The organism is Pseudomonas sp. JV449 (genome assembly GCF_032424295.1).
GTDB lineage: Bacteria > Pseudomonadota > Gammaproteobacteria > Pseudomonadales > Pseudomonadaceae > Aquipseudomonas > Aquipseudomonas marginalis.
The window spans coordinates 113,887-132,811 of record NZ_VYKD01000033.1; the positions used below are offsets into that span (position 1 = coordinate 113,887).

An 18,925-nucleotide genomic window follows, 5' to 3' on the forward strand; every position below is an offset into this window, starting at 1 on the left:
AGCATCCAGAACGACGTAATAGAGCGTAGCGCAGCACGCGATTCAAGGTGCCGGGCAAAAATGTTGATAGCCCCGGATGGCCGGGGTGATGTCTTGCCCGAGAGCGTCAAGCAGCGTTACGCCCTGCCCCGCCTGGACCTGGCCGATAACATGCACCGGCCAACCGTCAGCCAGCAACGGCGCCAACTCGACGGGCGGCAGGGTGAACACCAGCACGTAGTCATCGCCGCCGCTCAATGCGGCGACCCGCGCCTCGTCATCACCGACAAACGCCAGCAACGCGTGGGACAGCGGCAGCTTCTGGCGCTCGATCAACAGGCTGACAGCCGAGGCCTTGGCGATATGCCCGCAATCGGCCAGAAGACCGTCAGAAATATCCATCGCCGATGTGGCCTTGCCCCGTAGAGCCAGGCCCAAGGCCAACTGCGGTTGTGGCGACCAGTAATGGGCCAGCAGCGGGTCGGCAATCGCGGCATCGGCGCTGCGCTGCCCCAATACCAGCGGCAAGGCACCGGCGGCATTACCCAACTCGCCGCCGACACACAAGAGGTCGCCCGGCTGTGCGCCGCTGCGGGTCAACGCTTGACCGGCCGGGACACGACCAAACACGGTCAGGGTCAGGCTCAGCGGACCGCGCGTGGTGTCGCCGCCCACCAGGCCCACACCGCAGTTTTGCGCCATGGCGTTCAACCCCTGGGCATAGCGTTGCAGCCAATCGGCATCGACGGTCGGCGTAGTGAGTGCGAGGGTAAACGCGAGGGGGTGGGCGCCCATGGCGGCCAGGTCGCTGACCGCCACGGCCAGCGAGCGCTGGCCGAGCAGGAACGGGTCGCAGGGGTCGGCAAAGTGCACGCCGGCCACTAAGGTATCGGTGGAAATTGCCAGTTGCTCCCCGGCGGGGAGCGCCAGCAGGGCACAGTCGTCGCCGATCCCCAGGGCAATGCCCTCGCCGCCCCGTGCGCACGGCGCGGCGGCGAAGTACTGGTGGATCAGCTCGAACTCACCCATTCAGGACTCAAGCGCAGGTTAGCGCTTGTACGCCTTCACTTCGGCTTCACGCAGGCGCGGGGCCAGCTTGTCGAGCACGCCGTTGACGAACTTGTGACCGTCGGTCGAACCGTAGACTTTCGCCAGTTCGATGCCTTCGTTGATCACCACGCGGTACGGCACGTCGACGCGCTTGAGCAGCTCCCAGGTGGACAGGCGCAGTACAGCCAGTTCAACCGGGTCCAGTTCTTCGAGGGTCAGGTCCAGGCACGGCGTCAATGCCGCATCGATCTCGGCCAGGTTGGCCGGAACGCCGTGCAGGATGTCGTGGAAGTAGCTCTGGTCGGCAAACGTGAAGTCGTTATCGACGCGAAACTGCGCTTCGATCTCGTTCAGCGAGGTACCAGCCATGTGACGCTGGTACAGCGCCTGGGTGGCGAGCTGGCGGGCAGCACGGCGCTTTTCGCTTTTCGACGGCTTGCCGGCGTCCGCTGGGCGCTCGTCGCGTGGGTTGAAGCAATCGCTCTCGTCGGAAATCACTTGGCCTCCAACTGCGACAGCAGGCTGACCATTTCCAGGGCGGACAGGGCAGCTTCAGCGCCTTTGTTGCCGGCCTTGGTGCCGGAACGCTCGATGGCTTGCTCGATGGAATCCACGGTCAGTACGCCGAAAGCGACTGGCACGCCGAACTCCATGGACACCTGGGCCAGGCCCTTGGTGCATTCGCCGGCCACGTATTCGAAGTGCGGAGTACCGCCACGAATGACCGCGCCCAGGGCGATGATCGCCGCGTATTCACCCTGCTGAGCAACTTTTTGCGCAACCAGTGGAATTTCGAAGGCGCCAGGGGCGCGGATGATAGTGATGTCGCTCTCGCTCACACCGTGGCGAACCAGGGCATCCACGGCACCGCTTACCAGGCTTTCAACCACGAAGCTGTTGAAGCGGCCAACCACCAGGGCATAGCGGCCTTTGGGGGCGATGAAGGTACCTTCGATGGTCTTCAGGGTCATTCGACAAATCTCTTAAAGAGCCGGGACGCGAAAAGTGCGTCCCTCAGTGATGATTTAACCGCGAACAAGGGGCAAAAAGCGCCGGCCTTTATTCGGAGGGCACGTATTCTACAACTTCCAGATCGAATCCGGATATCGCATTAAATTTCATCGGTGCGCTCATCAGGCGCATTTTGCGCACACCGAGGTCACGCAGGATCTGCGAACCGGCGCCGACGATGCTGTAGGTGGTCGGCGTTTTCACCTGGGTCTGCTCGGCGGTTTCGCGAATATGTGCGAGCAACACGTCGCCATCCACCGGGTTACCCAGCAGCAGCACCACACCGCTGCCGGCCTCGGACACCGCAGCCATGGCGGCGCGCAGGCTCCAGCGGCCCGGTTGCTTGACCATCAGCAGGTCGCGCAACGGGTCCATGTTGTGCACGCGCACCAGGGTCGGCTCGTCGGCGCAGATGCTGCCCAGGGTCAGGGCCATGTGCACGTCGCCTTCCACCGAATCACGGTAGGTCACCAAATTGAATTGGCCCAGTTCGCTGTCCAGTGGCTGCTCGGCAATCCGCTGAACGGTACGTTCGTGGATCATCCGGTAGTGAATCAGGTCGGCAATGGTGCCGACCTTGATGTTGTGTTCGGCGGCAAAGGCTTCGAGTTCGGCGCGGCGGGCCATGGTGCCGTCGTCGTTCATCACTTCGCAGATCACGCCGCAGGGCTCGAAACCGGCCATGCGCGCCAGGTCGCAGGCGGCTTCGGTGTGGCCGGCGCGAGCGAGGGTGCCGCCCGGTTGAGCCATCAACGGGAAGATGTGGCCGGGGCTGACGATGTCTTCGGCCTTGGCGTCCTTGGCGGCAGCGGCTTGCACGGTACGGGCACGGTCGGCGGCGGAAATGCCGGTGGTGACGCCGGTGGTCGCTTCAATCGATACGGTGAACTTGGTACCAAACCCTGAACCATTGCGCGGCGCCATCAACGGCAGCTTGAGCAGCTCGCAGCGCTCGCGGCTCATGGGCATGCAGATCAACCCACGGGCGTGCTTGGCCATGAAGTTGATGTGCTCAGGCTTGCAGGCCTCGGCGGCCATGATGATATCGCCTTCGTTTTCGCGGTCTTCGTCATCCATCAGGATGACCATCTTGCCTTGGCGGATGTCTTCAACCAGTTCTTCGATGCTATTGAGCGCCACAGGGCACCCCCTTGGTCAGGATTTCAGGTAGCCGTTAGCGGCCAGAAAACTTTCAGTGATGTTACCGGCGGCAGGCTCTGCGGCCTTATCGCCCATAAGCAGGCGCTCCAGGTAACGGGCAAGCAAGTCGACTTCCAGGTTCACCCGGCGACCAGGCTGGTACGACGCCATGATGGTCTCGCTCAGGGTGTGGGGAATGATGGTCAGTTCGAATTCGGCGCCATTCACGGCGTTCACGGTCAGGCTGGTGCCGTCGACGGTGATCGAACCTTTATGGGCAATGTACTTGGCCAGCTCTTTGGGCGCGCGGATGCGGAATTCCACGGCACGCGCATTTTCGCTGCGGGCCACCACTTCGCCGACGCCGTCGACGTGGCCACTGACCAGGTGGCCGCCCAGGCGGGTGGTCGGGGTCAGGGCTTTTTCCAGGTTGACCGGGCTGCCGGCCTTGAGGTCGTTCATCGCGGTGCAGTCCAGGGTTTCCCGGCTGACGTCGGCGGCAAAGCCGTTGCCCGGCAGTTCGACGACGGTCAGGCACACGCCGCTGACGGCGATGCTGTCGCCCAGCTTGACGTCGCCGAGGTCGAGCTTGCCGGTTTCAACCAGCAGGCGCACGTCGCCGCCCTTGGGGGTCATGGCGCGGATGCTGCCGATGGATTCGATAATGCCGGTGAACATGGCCTTCTCCTGGAAAACGGTGCGGGCACTTGAGCGCCCGGTCAGAATTATACGCTCGCTGCTGGCACAGGGATGGCAGTGACTCGCCAGTCGTCGCCTACAGCGCGCATTTCAGTGATCTTGAGTTGGGGAGCGTCGGCCAGCTTCTCAAGTGGCCAGTCCAGCAAAGGCCGGGCAGCGGAGCCGAGGAACTTGCCGGCGACGAAAATCACGTATTCGTCCACCAGGCCCTGCTGGGCAAACGCGCCCGCCAGGCTTGGGCCGGCTTCCACCAGTACGTCGTTGACGCCACGGGCGGCCAGCGCCACCAGCGCCGAGCGCAGGTCGACCTGGCCGTCCACGCCCGGCACCACCAGGCACTCGGGGCCACGGGGGAACTGGTTTTCCGCAGTGACACAGGTGATGACCAGCGCCGGGCCGGCTTTAAAGAACGGTGCGTTGAGCGGCACGCGCAAACGGCCGTCGATCAGCACACGCAGCGGCGGGCGCGACATGGCCAGGGCCGTGGTGGCGTCGTCCAGGCCGAGTTCGGCGGCGCGTACGGTCAGGCGTGCGCCGTCGGCCAATACGGTGTCGGCACCGGTCAGCACCACGCTGGCCTCGGCACGCAGGCGCTGCACGGCGGCGCGGGCGGCGGGGCCGGTGATCCATTGGCTTTCGCCGCTGGCCATGGCAGTGCGGCCGTCCAAACTCATCGCCAGCTTGACCCGCACAAACGGCAGGCCATGCTCCATACGCTTGAGGAAGCCCTTATTCAGGGCCCTGGCTTCACCTTCCAGCACGCCGCTGCGCACCACGATCCCGGCCTGGGCCAGGCGCTGCATGCCGCGCCCGGCGACTTCCGGGTTGGGGTCCTGCATCGCTGCGACCACCCGCGCCAGCCCGGCACTCACCAGCGCATCGGCGCACGGCGGGGTGTGGCCGTAGTGGCTGCAGGGCTCGAGGGTTACGTACGCCGTGGCGCCGCGCGCCTTGTCACCGGCAGCCCGCAAGGCATGCACTTCCGCATGGGGCTCGCCGGTGCGCACATGCCAGCCTTCGCCGACAATCTGCCCAGCGCGGACAATCACGCAGCCCACACGCGGGTTGGGGTGGGTGGTGTACAGGCCGTTGCGCGCCAGTTCGAGGGCGCGGGCCATGTAATGGGCGTCCAGCACAGCCTGTTCAGCAGAAAGTGGGTTCATTCTTTGACCGGCTCACGGGCCAGGCGGTCGATCTCTTCGCGGAACTCGTTGAGGTCCTGGAAGCGTCGATACACCGAGGCGAAACGGATATAGGCGACTTCGTCGAGCTTTTGCAGCTCGCCCATCACCAGCTCTCCCACCACCAGGCTCTTGACCTCGCGTTCGCCGGTGGCGCGCAGCTTGTGCTTGATATGCGCCAGCGCCGCCTCCAGCCGCTCGACACTCACCGGGCGTTTTTCCAGGGCGCGCTGCATACCGGCGCGCAGTTTTTCTTCGTCGAAAGGCTGGCGGCTGCCGTCGGACTTGATCAGGCGCGGCAATACCAGTTCGGCGGTTTCGAAGGTGGTGAAACGTTCACCGCAGCCAGAGGCCAGGCATTCGCGCCGGCGACGCACTTGATCGCCCTCGGCGACCAGACGCGAGTCAATGACCTTGGTGTCGTTGGCACCGCAGAAGGGACAGTGCATGGTGGCAGGCAACAAAAAAAGGGAGGGCCATGGTAGCGCATCCCTGTGGCAAGACAAGCTATAGCCTTTACGGTATATAGGCAGGCCTATATGTTTCTTATATTTCAAGCCACGGATTTTGTCCTTTTCTGGAGCCGTACATGCAGTTACGACCACTTGTTTTGCTCACCGTGTTCAGTGTCCTGGTCGCCTGCAGCAGCGAAGCCCCCAAGCCGGCCGCCCCTCAACCGACGCCCGCACAAGAGAAAAAAGTCCCCGGCATTGAAGACCTCGGTCCCCTGCCCGCCTATCAACGCGAAATCAGCGGCAGCCTCACCAACGTGCCGGCCGGCGCCGAAGTCGAGATGGCGCTGCTGGTGATCGATGACCGTTCGCGCCCGCAACAACTGTTGGCGAGCAGCGTCTTGACCGGCAATGGCAAGCCCCTGGCCTTCCGCCTGCGCTACAACCCCGAGGCGTTCCCAGCCGGTGCGCGGGTTGAATTGCGTGGCCGTGCCAGCCAATCCGGCCAGTTGATCCTGCACCTGCCTGCCGTACGCATCACCCAGGCGATCACCCAGACCACCGGCCCCCTGGAACTCGTCAAGGCACCATGACGCCGCCGCTGGACTTGCAGCGCGCCCTGAGCGCGCTGATCGGCGACGCCCAACTGCTGCCCTGCCCGCTGCCGGATACCACGCTTTCATTGTGGCTGCTGGATGCGGACAACATGGACCGCGCCTTCAGCCCCGAGGAAACCCGGCGCATCCTGCATGAACCGCCCTACTGGAGTTTTTGCTGGGCCAGCGGCTTGGCGCTGGCGCGGTATCTGGCGGCGAACCCGCAATGGGTGAAAGGTAAGCGCGTGCTGGATTTCGGCGCGGGCTCCGGTGTGGCCGGGATTGCGGCGGTTAAAGCCGGCGCGCTGGAAGTGGTGGCCTGCGACCTGGATCCGCTGGCGTTAGCGTCCTGCCGGGCGAATGCCGAACTCAACGGTGTGGAACTGAGTTACTCGCCGGACTTTTTCGCCGAAGCCGACCGCTTCGACCTGATCCTGGTCGCCGACGTGCTCTACGACCGCGCCAACCTGCCGTTGCTCGACCACTTCCTCAGCCGAGGCCGCGAAGCGCTGGTGGCGGACTCGCGCGTGCGGGACTTCCAGCACCCGGCTTATCGGCGGCTGGAGATACTCGATGCACTGACGTTGCCGGACCTGGCCGAGCCTTGGGAGTTTCGCAAGGTGAGCCTGTACCATTCGCGGCGTTAAAGCTGCACCTTACAAAGGTTCAGCAATAGATTGGTTAAGACAACGAAAAGAGGCGCATGGAAAATGCCCTCCTTTCGCACGCGGCTTGGACAATCGACCTGCATGCTTTTCCAAACAGTTTCACTCATTGCTGACCACGCAACCCGCTTGCAAAAAAACGGGCAGCTCACTAATCTTTGCGGCAATACACCCGCCATGCCTCTGGTTGCGTCAGTAGCCAAGCACAAATTGTGCGGGTTTTTTATGCCCGGTATTTTTTGGGTATGAGGACATTCAGCAAACCCGCCATTGACGTTCCTGCCCAGCTTGAGCTGCTCAAGCACCGCGGATTGAATGTTCAGGACGAGGTTGGCGCCGCGTCTTTTTTGCAATCGGTCAGCTTCTTTCGGCTCACCCCCTATATGCGGCCGTTTCAGCAGCCGGAGGATGTCAACCATCGTTTTCGTGACGGTAGCCAGTTTGAACAGTTAACTCGTCTCTACGACTTCGACCGACAGCTTCGCTTGCTGACCATGGATGCCATCGAGAGAGTCGAAATAGCATCGCGCTCGGCCATCAGCAACCACATGGGGCCCGCCCATGGCAGTCACTGGTATATAAACTCGCAGATGTTCCATCAGATGTTCGATCATCAGCGGCTGCTTACGACGCTGTCCCTCAAACAATCCACAGCCATGCGTCACTTCCAGCGCGAATGCGAGAGCATCGATCGATTGCGCTCGGACGACATGAGAAAACGCCTCCTTAAACGCCAAAGAGCTAAAGAAAGCTACGCCCGTTACTACCCAGCAACCTACGTCCACCCACCTCTTATGCCAGGCTGGGCCATGTTGGAGGAACTGACGCTGGGTGATTTATCCCACTTATATAAGGGCTTGGCGAAAGACGCGGATAAAAAGGCCATTGCCAAGCGCCTGGGACTTGCGGCCCCCCTCATGCAGTCCTGGCTGCACACCCTGACCACCATTCGAAACATGTGCGCCCATCATTCACGACTGTGGAACCGAGAGTTAGGCATTCGTCCCGAACTGCCAAGGAAAGCCAACTTCTTATGGCCGGGACAGCTCTTTCAGCCAGGGCCACACACCCGCATTTTTGCAGCACTCTGCATTCTGAATCACTTGATGCATCAGGTGAGCCCCCACAGTCACTGGGATCAACGCCTGCATCGCCTTATTTACGAATTTCCGGAAGTTAGCCTGAAAGCGATGGGCTTCCCTCTCGATTGGTATCAGGACCCTTTTTGGCATGCGCTTGGAAACAGAACACCCCGCTGCTTCCGGTAGCCTTCGCCAGCCCTTATAGTTGCCCCATTCCCGCTTTATTCGAGACGCCCCATGAGTGAGCCCACGCCGTACATCTTCGACGTCACCAGCGCCAATTTCGACCAGGCCGTGATCCAGAACTCCTTCGAAAAACCCGTGCTCGTGGATTTCTGGGCCGAGTGGTGCGCGCCGTGCAAGGCGTTGATGCCGATGCTGGCGCAGATTGCCCAGAGTTATCAGGGCGAGTTGCTGCTCGCCAAGGTCGATTGCGAGGCCGAGCAGGACATCGTCGCGCGCTTTGGCATTCAAAGCCTGCCGACGGTGGTGCTGTTCAAGGATGGCCAGCCGGTGGATGGGTTTGCCGGGGCGCAGCCGGAGTCGGCGGTGCGGGCGCTGCTGGAGCCTCACGTGAAGATGCCACCACCGGCGGCGGCTGACCCGCTGGAGCAGGCCCAGGCGCTGTTTACCGATGGCCGCATCAGCGACGCCGAGGCCGTGCTGGTGGCGCTGCTGGGTGAAGACAACACCAACGCTGCCGCGTTGATTCTGTACGCGCGCTGCCTGGCCGAACGCGGTGAGTTGGGTGAAGCCCAAACCGTGCTCGATGCAGTGAAGAGCGATGACCACAAAGCCGCCCTCGCCGGCGCCAAGGCGCAACTCACCTTCCTGCGCCAGGCCGCCGACCTGCCGGACACCGCCGAGCTGAAAAGCCGCCTGGCGCAAAACCCGCAGGACGACGAAGCCGCCTATCAACTGGCCATCCAGCAGCTGGCGCGCCAGCAGTACGACGCGGCGCTGGAAGGCTTGCTCAAGCTGTTTATCCGCAACCGCAGCTACAGCGAAGGCCTGCCGCACAAGACCTTGCTGCAGGTGTTCGAGCTGTTGGGCAATGATCACCCGCTGGTGACCGTGTACCGCCGCAAGTTGTTCGCCGCGCTGTACTAATCGCCGATCCAACTGTACAGCGGCGTATCCCCGCCGCTGGCCACCTTGACCTTGGCGCTATGGCGCAGGCGCACCAACAGGCGCTTGCCCGCCGCGGCATCCCCCGCCAAACCTTCCAGTCGATCAAGCAGTTCCAGGCCGCTGAGTTGCCCGGCGTTGCGCAACAGGTCCTGGGCGTTCTGCCACAGATCACCGTTCGGCTTGACCGGCGCTGCCGGCGCGGCGGTCGCGCTTGCCACTGGCGTCGCCTGCAGCTGCGCGCCGAGTCGTACCCAATCGCCGTCGTCCAGCTCCAGGGTCAAGTCCACCGGCAGGTCGCCGATGGTTCCACGAATTCGCAACATCGTCCTTACTCCTGCATTTTTTCTGACGAGCATGCTCCCATGCGGCTTGCGCAACGCCAAGCGGGCGGGCAAACTCTCGGCACTATTGTTATAAGATCACATAACAAAACTTTCATCTCCTGGAGCTTTCCCATGCGCCGTCTGTTGCTTGCATTGCCGTTTGCCCTGTTGCCACTCGCCATCGCTCATGCCGCCGACGAGCATGACCACGATCACGAACACGGCAGCCTCGGCGCCCACGAGCATGGCGTAGGCCGCCTTAACGCGGTACTCGACGGCCAGGCCCTGGAGCTTGAACTGGACAGCCCGGCGATGAACCTGGTGGGCTTCGAACACCTCGCCACCAGCGCAGCCGACAAAGCCAAGGTCGCCGCCGCCCGCAAACAGCTGGAGAACCCACTGGCCCTGTTCAACCTGCCCAAGGCCGCGGGTTGCGTGATCAGCTCCCAGGAACTCAACAGCCCGCTGTTCGGCGACAAACCGGAAGCCGACCACGATGACGATGATGACCACGACGCCAAAGACGGCGCCCACGAGCATCATCACGATCACAGTGAAATCCACGCCCACTACCAATTCACCTGCGCCACGCCGACCGCCCTGGGCAACCTGGACCTGACCCAGGTGTTCAAGACCTTCCCCGCCACCCAGAAAATTCAGGTACAACTGATCGGCCCGAGCGGCCAGCAAGGTGTTGAAGCGACGGCCACAGCAGCCACCCTGAAGTTCTGAGTGCCCATGACCCACCCATTGATCGAACTGTCTGACCTGGGCTTCAACTGGCCCGGTCACCCACAGTTGCTGGACATCCCCGCGTTCCGCCTGGAAGCGGGGGAAACCCTGTTTCTCAAGGGGCCGAGCGGCAGTGGCAAAACCACCTTGCTCGGCCTGCTCGGCGGTGTGCAGAAGCCCAGCCTGGGCAGTATCCGCCTGCTCGGCCAGGAGCTGACCGAACTCTCGGCCGGCGCCCGGGACCGCTTTCGCGTTGACCACACCGGCTATATCTTCCAGCAGTTCAACCTGCTGCCGTTCCTGTCGGTGCGCGAGAACGTCGAGCTGCCCTGTCACTTTTCCAAGCTACGCGCGCAACGGGCAAAGCTGCGCCACGGCAGTGTCGACACAGCCGCCGCCACATTGCTGGCGCACCTGGGCCTGAAGGATAAGGACTTGCTGGAGCGCCGCGCCGACTCGCTGTCCATCGGCCAACAGCAACGGGTGGCCGCCGCCCGTGCGCTGATCGGCCAACCGGAGTTGGTGATCGCCGACGAGCCCACCTCGGCCCTGGACTACGACGCCCGCGAAGCCTTCATTCGACTGCTGTTCGCCGAATGCCGCGAAGCCGGCGCCAGCCTGTTGTTTGTCAGCCATGACCAGAGCCTGGCGCCGCTGTTCGACCGCAACCTGTCGCTGGCCGAACTCAATCGCGCCGCCACGCCCGCAGAGGTTTGAGATGTATCTGTTTCGTCTAGCCATGGCCAGCCTGGCTAACCGCCGCTTTACCGCGATCCTCACCGCCTTCGCCATCGCCTTGTCGGTGTGCCTGCTGCTGGCGGTGGAACGCGTGCGCGTTGAGGCGCGCAACAGTTTCGCCAGCACCATCAGCGGCACCGACCTGATCGTCGGCGCCCGCTCCGGTTCGGTCAACCTGCTGCTGTACTCGGTGTTCCGCATCGGCAACGCCACCAACAACATTCGGTGGGACAGCTACGAGCACTTCGCCGCCAGCCCCCAGGTGAAATGGGCGATCCCGATTTCCCTCGGCGACTCCCATCGTGGCTACCGCGTAATGGGCACCAACGAATCCTACTTCGAGCACTACCAGTACGGGCGCAAGCAAAACCTGGAACTGGCCAGCGGCCGCGCCTTCGCCACCGACCCGTTCGAAGTAGTACTCGGCGCCGAAGTCGCCGATGCCCTGCACTACAAGCTCGGCGACAAGCTGGTGCTGGCCCACGGCGTGGCGGTGGTCAGCCTGGTAAAACACGATGACAAACCGTTCACCGTGGTCGGTATTCTCAAGCGCACCGGCACGCCGGTGGACCGCACGCTGCATATCAGCCTCGGCGGTATGGAGGCGATCCATATCGATTGGCACAACGGCGTACCGGCCCAGGGCAAAGGCCGCATCAGCGCCGACCAGGCGCGCAACATGGACCTCACCCCGCAAGCCATCACGGCCTTTATGCTCGGCCTGAACAACAAGATTTCCACCTTCGCCCTGCAGCGGGAGATCAACGAATTCCGTGGCGAACCGATGCTGGCGATCCTGCCCGGCGTGGCGCTGCAAGAGCTGTGGAGCATGATGGGCACCGCCGAAAAAGCCTTGTTCGTGATCTCGCTGTTCGTGGTGCTGACCGGTTTGATCGGCATGCTCACGGCGATCCTCACCAGCCTCAACGAACGCCGCCGCGAAATGGCGATCCTGCGCTCGGTGGGCGCGCGGCCGTGGCATATCGCAACCTTGCTGATTTTCGAAGCCTTCGCCCTGGCCCTGTCCGGCGTGATCGCAGGCGTGGGCTTGCTGTATGTGTGCATCGCCGCATCGCGCGGGTATTTGCAGGCCAATTACGGCCTCGACCTGCCGATGTCGTGGCCCAGCGAATATGAATGGACCTTGCTCGCCGGTATCCTGGCGGCAGCGCTATTGATGGGCAGCGTGCCCGCCTGGCGCGCCTACCGACAATCCCTGGCCGATGGCCTGTCCATAAGGCTGTGAACAGCAGCTGTACGTTTCAAGCTACAAGCCTCAAGCGAATCGGCTTTTACTTGAAGCTTGCAACTTGCAGCTACCCACTGAGGAGTCTTCATGCGTCGCGCTCTGTTTGCGTTATTGCTGCTGGTGGCCGTGCCGGCCTGGGCGGAGGACAAGCCCAGGGATTTGTCCTGGCAGGAGATGATCCCGCCGGACGCGCCACCGGAAATCCCCAATATGAAACCGCTGCACAACCTGTCGAACATGGCCGATGCCTTGTCCGTCGAAGCGGCACCAGCGGCCAAGCAGGATCTGCCCAATGCGCCGGTGGTGCAGAGCCTCGATGGCCAGCACATCCGCCTGCCCGGGTATATCGTGCCGCTGGAAGTCAGCGAAGAAGGCCGCACCACCGAGTTCCTGCTGGTGCCGTATTTCGGCGCGTGCATCCATGTGCCGCCACCGCCATCGAACCAGATCGTGCACGTGAAAAGCGAACTCGGCGTGAAACTCGATGAGCTCTACCAGCCGTACTGGATCGAGGGTGCGATGCAGGTCAAACCGTCCACCAGTGAACTGGCCGACGCCGGCTACCAAATGGATGCCGAGAAAATTTATATCTACGAACTGCCGGAATAACGCTGATCGCCCTTTCATTGAGCTGAATCAACAGACCGGACGGAACGATCTTTACCATTGGACGTACAACTTCTAAACGTCCTCTGGAGCTCCCATGAACAAGTCTCTGCTCGGCGCGTCCCTCTTCGCCCTCGCACTCGCCGCCCCTGCCGTCCACGCTCACGAAGCGGGCGACATTCTGATTCGTGCCGGTGCAATCACCGTGAACCCGAAGGCAGACAGCAGCACCGTCAAAGTTGACCAGGGCCCACTGGCCGGCGCCAACCTGGGCGGCAAGGCGACCATGAGCAGCGACACCCAGCTGGGTTTGAACTTCGCGTACATGCTCACCAGCCATGTCGGTATCGAACTGCTGGCCGCCACGCCGTTCGAGCATGACGTGAAGATCAAGGGCACCGCCCTCGGCGCCGCCAACGGCAAGCTCGGTACGCTGAAACACCTGCCACCGACCCTGAGCGTCGTGTACTACCCGCTGGACAATAAATCCCCGTTCCAACCGTACGTAGGCGCCGGTATCAACTACACCTGGATCTACGACGAACACGTCGGCAGCCGCGCCTCCGAAGCCGGCTTCAGCAACTTCAAGGCCGAGAACTCCTGGGGCTGGGCTGCGCAGATCGGCGCGGACTACATGATCAACGACAAGTGGATGATCAACGCCCAGGCGCGCTACATCGACATCAGCACCAAGGCCACCGTGGAAAACAACGCCGTGGCGCCTGGCACCCGTGCCAAGGTCAATGTGGACGTTGACCCGATGGTTTACATGGTGGGTATCGGCTACAAGTTCTAAGCAACACTGCATAACCAATGTGGGAGGGGGGTTGCTGTAGTGAGGGGGCTTGTCCCGCGCTGGGTGCACCGCGGTCCAATGGGACTGCTGCGCAGTCCGGCGCGGGGCAAGCCCGCTCACTACAGCAATCCCCCTCCCACATTTGGTTTTGTATTGAGTCAGCTGTGGCGGTAGAACCGGTCCAGCAATGCCGGTAACCCCGCTCGCCACGCCCGCGGCTTGATGCCGAAGGTGTGGAGGATTTTCTTGCAGGCCAGCACCGCATGCTGCGGTTCGTCTGCCGCATCCGGCCGTGCCGCGTGGGCCTGGGCGGTGGGCGCTTCAATGGCCAGCGCATGGTAGCTGCGCGCTTCGGTGAGGATCGCCTGGCCCAGCGCCAGCGGCGTGGTCGCCTCATGCCCGGCGTAGTGGTAAGTGCCCCACAGCGGCGCCGCGCAATCGAGTTGCTTGAGCACCGAGATGATCACCCGTGCGGCATCGTCCACCGGCGTCGGGTTACCGCGGCGGTCGTCCGCCATCAGCAACTCATCCGGTTTCTCGGCCCGGGCCAGGAAGCGCCCGAGGGTGCCGTCGACGCTGTCATCCAGCAGCCAGCCAAAACGCAACAGCACATGTTGCGGGCACGTCGCGCGCACGCTTTGCTCGATCCGCCACAACGCCTGGCCCCGCAGGCCCAAGGGCACCGGCTCGTCCTTTTCGCTGTAGGCGGTGGCGCGGGAGCCATCGAACACGCGGTAGCTGGACGGTTGCAGCAGGGTAATGTTGTGGTGCTGGCACAATTCGGCCAGGCGCTCGATGGCGAACTCCTGGGCGGCCAGGCGGGTTTCGCTGACGGCTTCGGCCTGGAACCAGTCGAAATAGTAGGCGAGGTTGATCAACGCATCGGGACGGGTGTCGTCGAGCAATTGGGTGAGGCTTGCGGCATCCCAGCCGTCTTGGGGCGGTTTGGGTGCGAGGAAACCAATGTCTTCCTCTGCACCGAGGCGAATCAGCGCCTGCCCGAGGGCATTCCCGCCGCCCAGTAACATAAGGCGCATTCGCATAGATTGAGCAGGCCCGGTCTGTTTGGAACGATGGTTATGGTCGGCAAGCCCGTGAGGCGTGCCGTAGGTTTATTCCAGAATCGTTGCATTTTGCGGGTTTGTAGCGCAACCGTCACGGATAAAGTGCGGGGTTGCAACTTGTTGGAGTGGGCTGCATAACTTAGGCATGAACCTTCCTGAATCAACCGACACGGTCTTGAACGGCTTCCACCCCGCCGTCAGCACCTGGTTCCGCCACACCTTCCCTTCGGTGACCAGGGCCCAGGCCCAGGCGTGGCCGCTGATCCGCCAGCGCCGCTCGACGCTGATCGCAGCGCCCACCGGCTCCGGCAAGACGCTGACGGCCTTCCTCGCGGTGCTCGATGACCTGGTTAACCATGGCCTGGCCAACGGCGGGCAACTGCCGGACGAGACGCTGGTGGTGTATGTGTCGCCGCTCAAGGCGCTGTCCAATGACATCCAGATCAACCTGCAAACCCCGCTGGCCGGGATCACCGAGCATTTGCAGCGCCTGGGCCTGCCGCCACTGGTGATCCGCACCGCCGTGCGCACCGGCGATACCCCGCAGAAAGACCGCGCACAGATGCGCAAGCGCCCGCCGCATATCCTGGTGACCACGCCGGAATCGCTCTACGTGCTGCTGGGCTCGGACTCCGGCCGGCAGACGCTGGCCAGCACGCGCACGGTGATCGTCGATGAAATCCACGCCATCGCCGCCAGCAAACGCGGCAGCCACCTGGCCTTGAGCCTGGAGCGCCTGCAAGGCTTGTGCGCCGAGCCGCTGACCCGCATCGGTCTGTCGGCCACGCAAAAACCCATCGAAGCGGTGTCGCGCTTTCTGGTGGGCACTGAGCGAACGTGCGACATCGTCGACATCGGCCATGCCCGCCCCCGTGACCTGGATATCGAAGTGCCTCCGGTGCCGCTGTCGGCGGTGATGGCCAACGATGTCTGGGAGCTGGTCTACGACCGCCTCTCCGCCCTTGCCCGTGAGCACCGCACCACGCTGATCTTCGTCAACACCCGGCGCCTGGCCGAACGCCTGGCCCGGCACTTGAGCGAGCGCCTGGGCAAGAGCGCCGTCGCCGCCCACCACGGCAGCCTGGCCAAGGAGATGCGCCTGGACGCCGAGCAACGGCTCAAGGCCGGCGAGCTGCAAGTGCTGATCGCCACAGCGTCCCTGGAACTGGGGATTGATATCGGCGATGTCGATTTGGTGTGCCAGATCGGTTCGCCGGGCTCCATCAACGGCTTTCTGCAACGGGTGGGCCGCTCCGGGCATCAGGTCGGCGGCACGCCCAAGGGGCGCCTGTTCGCCACCACCCGCGACGATCTGATCGAATGCGCCGCCCTGCTCGATTGTGTGCGGCGGGGAGAACTGGACACCTTGCAGATCCCGGTGGCGCCCCTGGACGTGCTGGCCCAGCAGATCATCGCCGAGGTCAGTGCCCAGGAGTGGCCGGAGCAGGCCCTGCTTGACCTGATCCACCGCGCCGCGCCCTACGCCACCCTGGATGAACGCCACTATCAGGCGCTGCTGCAGATGCTCGCCGAGGGCTACAACGGGCGCCAGGGTATCCGCAGCGCGTACCTGCACCGCGATGCCCTGACCCGCACCCTGCGCGGTCGCCGTGGCGCCAAGCTGACCGCCGTGACCAGCGGCGGCACCATCCCCGACAACGCCGACTACAGCGTGTTGCTCGAACCCCAAAGCCTGAACATCGGCAGCGTCAACGAAGACTTCGCGGTGGAAAGCATCGCCGGGGATATCTTCCAGCTCGGCAATACCTCCTACCGCATCCTGCGGGTCGAGGCCGGCAAAGTGCGGGTCGAAGACGCCCACGGCCAGCCGCCGACCATTCCGTTCTGGCTCGGCGAAGCGCCGGGGCGCAGCAATGAGTTATCCGCCGCTGTCGCGCGTTTGCAGGGGCAACTCGACACCCTGCTCAGCGCCAGCCCCGGCGACCTGCAACCGGCGCAAGAGTGGCTCACCGGCACCCTTGGCCTGAACCGCGCCAGCGCCGAACAGATCCTCGACTACCTGGCCCGCGCGCGCCTGGCCCTCGGCGCGTTGCCGTCCCAGGACACGTTGATCATGGAGCGGTTTTTCGACGAATCCGGCGGCACCCAGTTGATCATCCACACGCCGTTCGGCAGCCGCATCAACCGGGCCTGGGGCCTGGCCTTGCGCAAGCGTTTTTGCCGCACCTTCAATTTCGAATTGCAGGCGGCAGCCAGCGAAAATGCGATCGTGCTGTCGCTGTCCACCAGCCACAGTTTCGAGCTGGATGAGGTGTGGCGTTACCTCAACAGCAACAGTGCCGAACACCTGCTGATCCAGGCGGTGCTGGATGCGCCGCTGTTCGGCGTGCGCTGGCGCTGGAACGCCGGCGTGGCCCTGGCGCTGCCGCGCTTTACCGGTGGGCGCAAGGTGGCGCCGCAGATCCAGCGCATGAAGAGCGAAGACCTGATCGCCAGTGTGTTCCCCGACCAGATCGCCTGCCTGGAAAACCTCGCCGGTGAACGCGAAGTACCCGAGCACCCGCTGGTGGAACAAACCCTCGATGACTGCCTGCACGAAGCCATGGACAGCGACGCCTGGCTTGCCTTGCTGCGGCGCATGGAGCGCGGCGAAGTGCGCTTGATCAGCCGCGACCTGCCGGCGCCCTCGCCCATGGCCGCCGAAATCCTCAGCGCGCGCCCCTACACCTTTCTCGACGATGCACCTCTGGAAGAACGCCGCACCCAGGCCGTGCTCAACCGTCGTTGGAGCGACCCACAGAGCACCGACGACCTGGGCGCACTGGATGCGGACGCCATCGCCGGCGTGCGCGAAGAGGCCTGGCCGGCGCCCCATGGCGTGGATGAAATGCATGAGGCACTGATGAGCCTGGCGTGCATCGCCAGCCACGAAGTCACGGCGCAATGGGCCGAGTGGCTGAACGCCTTGGCCAAGGCTGGCCGCGCCTTTCAGTTGTCCAATGGCCTGTGGGTCGCGGTGGAGCGCCTGGGGTGTTTGCAGGCGATCTACCCCAACAGCTTGCCGTTGCTCCCCGGCTTCGATGAGCCCTGGACCTTTGACGACGCGCTGGTGGAACTGCTGCGTGCGCGCCTGGGTGGCTTCGGCCCGCAGAGCATTATCGAGATCGCCGCGCCACTGGCCTTGCCGCTGGCCGACATCACCCAGGCACTGGCCCGCCTGGAGCAGGAAGGCTACGTACTGCGCGGTCGCTTCAGCCCCGGCGCACTCGAGGAACAATGGTGCGAACGGCATCTGCTCGCACGCATTCATCGCTACACGGTCAAGCGCCTGCGCCGGGAAATCGAGCCGGTGGCGCTGCAGGATTTCATGCGCTTCCTGTTCGATTGGCAGCATCTGTCCGATAGCACACGTGGCCAGGGCAGCGCGATGCTGCCGCAGATTGTCGGCCAGTTCGAAGGCTACGCCGCCGCCACGTCGGCCTGGGACAGTGACCTGCTCAGTGCGCGTCTCAAGGATTACTCATCGACCTGGCTCGACGAGCTGTGCCGCAGCGGCAAGCTGGTGTGGACGCGCTTGAGCAACAAGTCCGGCGCCATCGCCCTGCGCAGCACGCCGGTGGTGCTGTTGCCGCGCAGCCAGGTGGCATTGTGGAGCGGGCTCACCGAACCCACCGATAGCACGACGCTGTCGCCCAAGGCGCAGAAAGTCCACCTGGCCTTGCGCGAACACGGCGCGCTGTTTTTCGATGAGCTGGTGCACGAAGCCCATCTGTTGCGCAGCGAACTGGAAACCGCCTTGCAGGAACTGGTCGGCGCCGGCCTGGTGAATGCCGACAGTTTTGCCGGGTTGCGCGCACTGACCACCCCGGCCAGCAAGCGCCAGGCGCGCAGCAGTCGGCGCGGGCGTGGGGCGTTTATCGGCGGCATGGACGATGCCGGACGCTGGGCGCTGATTCGCCGCCCATCGACCGCCGCCGGCCCGCACTCGGCCGAAACCCTGGAACATGTGGCGATGACCTTGCTGCGCCGTTATGGCGTGGTGTTCTGGCGTTTGCTGGAGCGCGAGGCGGATTGGTTGCCGAGTTGGCGCGAACTGCTACGCACATTCCATCGGCTGGAAGCCCGGGGTGAGATTCGCGGCGGGCGGTTTGTCAGCGGGCTGGCGGGTGAGCAGTTTGCGCTGCCGGAGGCGATCCCATTGCTGCGCGAGGTGCGGCGCCGCCCCCATGACGGGAGTTTGATCGCCGTGTGCGGGGCTGACCCGCTGAACCTGGTGGGCACACTGTTGCCGGGCAGCAAGGTGCCGGCGGTGAGTGGGAATCGTGTTGTGTATCGGGATGGGTTGCCGGCGGCGGTGATGGTGGGGGGCAAGCAACAGATATTGCTGGATGTGGATCAGCAGTCAATACGGGACAAGCTGATCCAGCACCGCGCAAATCCGTAGCAGCTGTCGAGCCCCGGCGAGGCTGC

General features: G+C 63.6%; 19 protein-coding genes. 10 read left to right on the forward strand and 9 right to left on the reverse strand.

Going from position 1 to position 18,925, the window contains the following annotated elements; all coding sequences use genetic code 11:
* Positions 1–42 precede the first annotated feature (42 nt).
* The 7 genes from thiL to nrdR all read right to left on the reverse strand — a co-directional run bounded on the left by thiL (position 43) and on the right by nrdR (position 5,509).
* Positions 43–1,008, reverse strand: a complete 966-nt coding sequence (gene thiL, locus F6S08_RS28690) for a thiamine-phosphate kinase (RefSeq protein WP_315872662.1) — start codon at positions 1,006–1,008, stop codon at positions 43–45.
* Between the two features lie 18 nt (positions 1,009–1,026).
* Positions 1,027–1,527, reverse strand: coding sequence for a transcription antitermination factor NusB (gene nusB / locus F6S08_RS28695; protein ID WP_027605194.1), 501 nt, complete (start codon positions 1,525–1,527; stop codon positions 1,027–1,029).
* Positions 1,524–2,000, reverse strand: coding sequence for a 6,7-dimethyl-8-ribityllumazine synthase (ribE, locus tag F6S08_RS28700; RefSeq protein WP_003176356.1), 477 nt, complete (start codon positions 1,998–2,000; stop codon positions 1,524–1,526). The genes nusB and ribE overlap by 4 nt, the downstream gene beginning before the upstream one ends.
* 88 nt (positions 2,001–2,088) lie before the next feature.
* Positions 2,089–3,180 carry a bifunctional 3,4-dihydroxy-2-butanone-4-phosphate synthase/GTP cyclohydrolase II gene (gene ribBA / locus F6S08_RS28705; RefSeq protein ID WP_065924907.1) on the reverse strand — a complete coding sequence of 364 codons (1,092 nt, stop codon included), beginning with the start codon at positions 3,178–3,180 and terminating at the stop codon, positions 2,089–2,091.
* Positions 3,181–3,195: 15 nt separating this feature from the next.
* Complete coding sequence (locus F6S08_RS28710; protein ID WP_065946586.1) at positions 3,196–3,858, reverse strand: riboflavin synthase; 663 nt, start codon at positions 3,856–3,858, stop codon at positions 3,196–3,198.
* Positions 3,859–3,905: 47 nt separating this feature from the next.
* Positions 3,906–5,042, reverse strand: coding sequence for a bifunctional diaminohydroxyphosphoribosylaminopyrimidine deaminase/5-amino-6-(5-phosphoribosylamino)uracil reductase RibD (ribD, locus tag F6S08_RS28715; protein ID WP_065924909.1), 1,137 nt, complete (start codon positions 5,040–5,042; stop codon positions 3,906–3,908).
* A complete protein-coding gene (gene nrdR / locus F6S08_RS28720) occupies positions 5,039–5,509 on the reverse strand; it encodes a transcriptional regulator NrdR (RefSeq protein WP_027605190.1) in 471 nt (156 codons plus the stop codon). Before nrdR ends, ribD begins: the two co-directional genes overlap by 4 nt.
* A gap of 140 nt (positions 5,510–5,649) precedes the next feature.
* On the opposite strand from nrdR, the gene F6S08_RS28725 reads away from it, so the two are divergent.
* The 4 genes from F6S08_RS28725 to trxA all read left to right on the forward strand — a co-directional run bounded on the left by F6S08_RS28725 (position 5,650) and on the right by trxA (position 8,965).
* The gene (locus F6S08_RS28725; protein WP_027605189.1) at positions 5,650–6,105 is read left to right on the forward strand and encodes a YbaY family lipoprotein; all 456 of its coding nucleotides are present in this window, start codon (positions 5,650–5,652) and stop codon (positions 6,103–6,105) included.
* The gene (locus F6S08_RS28730; RefSeq protein ID WP_065924910.1) at positions 6,102–6,755 is read left to right on the forward strand and encodes a class I SAM-dependent methyltransferase; all 654 of its coding nucleotides are present in this window, start codon (positions 6,102–6,104) and stop codon (positions 6,753–6,755) included. The genes F6S08_RS28725 and F6S08_RS28730 overlap by 4 nt, the downstream gene beginning before the upstream one ends.
* Positions 6,756–7,018: 263 nt before the next feature.
* Positions 7,019–8,041 (forward strand): Abi family protein, encoded by a 1,023-nt coding sequence (locus tag F6S08_RS28735; protein WP_315872663.1) that lies wholly within the window; start codon positions 7,019–7,021, stop codon positions 8,039–8,041.
* A gap of 51 nt (positions 8,042–8,092) precedes the next feature.
* Positions 8,093–8,965 carry a thioredoxin gene (trxA, locus tag F6S08_RS28740; RefSeq protein WP_315872664.1) on the forward strand — a complete coding sequence of 291 codons (873 nt, stop codon included), beginning with the start codon at positions 8,093–8,095 and terminating at the stop codon, positions 8,963–8,965.
* On the opposite strand, the gene F6S08_RS28745 is transcribed toward trxA, so the two are convergent.
* Entirely contained in the window at positions 8,962–9,309 is a 348-nt protein-coding gene (locus F6S08_RS28745) for a hypothetical protein (RefSeq protein ID WP_315872665.1), read from the reverse strand. The genes trxA and F6S08_RS28745 overlap by 4 nt on opposite strands.
* 132 nt (positions 9,310–9,441) lie before the next feature.
* On the opposite strand from F6S08_RS28745, the gene F6S08_RS28750 reads away from it, so the two are divergent.
* The 5 genes from F6S08_RS28750 to F6S08_RS28770 all read left to right on the forward strand — a co-directional run bounded on the left by F6S08_RS28750 (position 9,442) and on the right by F6S08_RS28770 (position 13,430).
* Positions 9,442–10,041 carry a DUF2796 domain-containing protein gene (locus F6S08_RS28750; protein WP_137211979.1) on the forward strand — a complete coding sequence of 200 codons (600 nt, stop codon included), beginning with the start codon at positions 9,442–9,444 and terminating at the stop codon, positions 10,039–10,041.
* 6 nt (positions 10,042–10,047) lie between these two features.
* The gene (locus F6S08_RS28755) at positions 10,048–10,758 is read left to right on the forward strand and encodes an ABC transporter ATP-binding protein (protein WP_065925133.1); all 711 of its coding nucleotides are present in this window, start codon (positions 10,048–10,050) and stop codon (positions 10,756–10,758) included.
* A gap of 1 nt (position 10,759) precedes the next feature.
* Positions 10,760–12,025 (forward strand): ABC transporter permease, encoded by a 1,266-nt coding sequence (locus F6S08_RS28760; RefSeq protein ID WP_027605183.1) that lies wholly within the window; start codon positions 10,760–10,762, stop codon positions 12,023–12,025.
* Between the two features lie 90 nt (positions 12,026–12,115).
* Positions 12,116–12,637, forward strand: a complete 522-nt coding sequence (locus F6S08_RS28765) for a DUF3299 domain-containing protein (protein WP_315872666.1) — start codon at positions 12,116–12,118, stop codon at positions 12,635–12,637.
* Positions 12,638–12,731: 94 nt separating this feature from the next.
* Positions 12,732–13,430: an OmpW/AlkL family protein gene (locus F6S08_RS28770; protein ID WP_027605181.1), complete on the forward strand. Its 699-nt coding sequence runs from the start codon at positions 12,732–12,734 to the stop codon at positions 13,428–13,430.
* A gap of 158 nt (positions 13,431–13,588) precedes the next feature.
* Here F6S08_RS28770 and F6S08_RS28775 read toward each other — a convergent pair whose 3' ends face one another.
* Positions 13,589–14,473, reverse strand: coding sequence for a sugar nucleotide-binding protein (locus tag F6S08_RS28775; RefSeq protein ID WP_027605180.1), 885 nt, complete (start codon positions 14,471–14,473; stop codon positions 13,589–13,591).
* Positions 14,474–14,639: 166 nt separating this feature from the next.
* On the opposite strand from F6S08_RS28775, the gene F6S08_RS28780 reads away from it, so the two are divergent.
* Positions 14,640–18,899 (forward strand): DEAD/DEAH box helicase, encoded by a 4,260-nt coding sequence (locus F6S08_RS28780; RefSeq protein ID WP_315872667.1) that lies wholly within the window; start codon positions 14,640–14,642, stop codon positions 18,897–18,899.
* Positions 18,900–18,925 lie beyond the last annotated feature (26 nt).

What these genes read in the sequence shown, in the direction of transcription:
- F6S08_RS28730 (WP_065924910.1), top strand. Translation starts at nt 6,102, where the DNA reads ATGACGCCGCCGCTGGACTTGCAGCGCGCCCTGAGCGCGCTGATCGGC.
- F6S08_RS28760 (WP_027605183.1), top strand. Translation starts at nt 10,760, where the DNA reads ATGTATCTGTTTCGTCTAGCCATGGCCAGCCTGGCTAACCGCCGCTTT.
- F6S08_RS28725 (WP_027605189.1), top strand. Translation starts at nt 5,650, where the DNA reads ATGCAGTTACGACCACTTGTTTTGCTCACCGTGTTCAGTGTCCTGGTC.
- F6S08_RS28780 (WP_315872667.1), top strand. Translation starts at nt 14,640, where the DNA reads ATGAACCTTCCTGAATCAACCGACACGGTCTTGAACGGCTTCCACCCC.
- ribE (WP_003176356.1), bottom strand. Translation starts at nt 2,000, where the DNA reads ATGACCCTGAAGACCATCGAAGGTACCTTCATCGCCCCCAAAGGCCGC.
- F6S08_RS28770 (WP_027605181.1), top strand. Translation starts at nt 12,732, where the DNA reads ATGAACAAGTCTCTGCTCGGCGCGTCCCTCTTCGCCCTCGCACTCGCC.
- F6S08_RS28755 (WP_065925133.1), top strand. Translation starts at nt 10,048, where the DNA reads ATGACCCACCCATTGATCGAACTGTCTGACCTGGGCTTCAACTGGCCC.
- F6S08_RS28745 (WP_315872665.1), bottom strand. Translation starts at nt 9,309, where the DNA reads ATGTTGCGAATTCGTGGAACCATCGGCGACCTGCCGGTGGACTTGACC.
- thiL (WP_315872662.1), bottom strand. Translation starts at nt 1,008, where the DNA reads ATGGGTGAGTTCGAGCTGATCCACCAGTACTTCGCCGCCGCGCCGTGC.
- F6S08_RS28775 (WP_027605180.1), bottom strand. Translation starts at nt 14,473, where the DNA reads ATGCGAATGCGCCTTATGTTACTGGGCGGCGGGAATGCCCTCGGGCAG.
- F6S08_RS28735 (WP_315872663.1), top strand. Translation starts at nt 7,019, where the DNA reads ATGAGGACATTCAGCAAACCCGCCATTGACGTTCCTGCCCAGCTTGAG.
- F6S08_RS28765 (WP_315872666.1), top strand. Translation starts at nt 12,116, where the DNA reads ATGCGTCGCGCTCTGTTTGCGTTATTGCTGCTGGTGGCCGTGCCGGCC.
- nrdR (WP_027605190.1), bottom strand. Translation starts at nt 5,509, where the DNA reads ATGCACTGTCCCTTCTGCGGTGCCAACGACACCAAGGTCATTGACTCG.
- trxA (WP_315872664.1), top strand. Translation starts at nt 8,093, where the DNA reads ATGAGTGAGCCCACGCCGTACATCTTCGACGTCACCAGCGCCAATTTC.
- ribD (WP_065924909.1), bottom strand. Translation starts at nt 5,042, where the DNA reads ATGAACCCACTTTCTGCTGAACAGGCTGTGCTGGACGCCCATTACATG.
- F6S08_RS28750 (WP_137211979.1), top strand. Translation starts at nt 9,442, where the DNA reads ATGCGCCGTCTGTTGCTTGCATTGCCGTTTGCCCTGTTGCCACTCGCC.
- F6S08_RS28710 (WP_065946586.1), bottom strand. Translation starts at nt 3,858, where the DNA reads ATGTTCACCGGCATTATCGAATCCATCGGCAGCATCCGCGCCATGACC.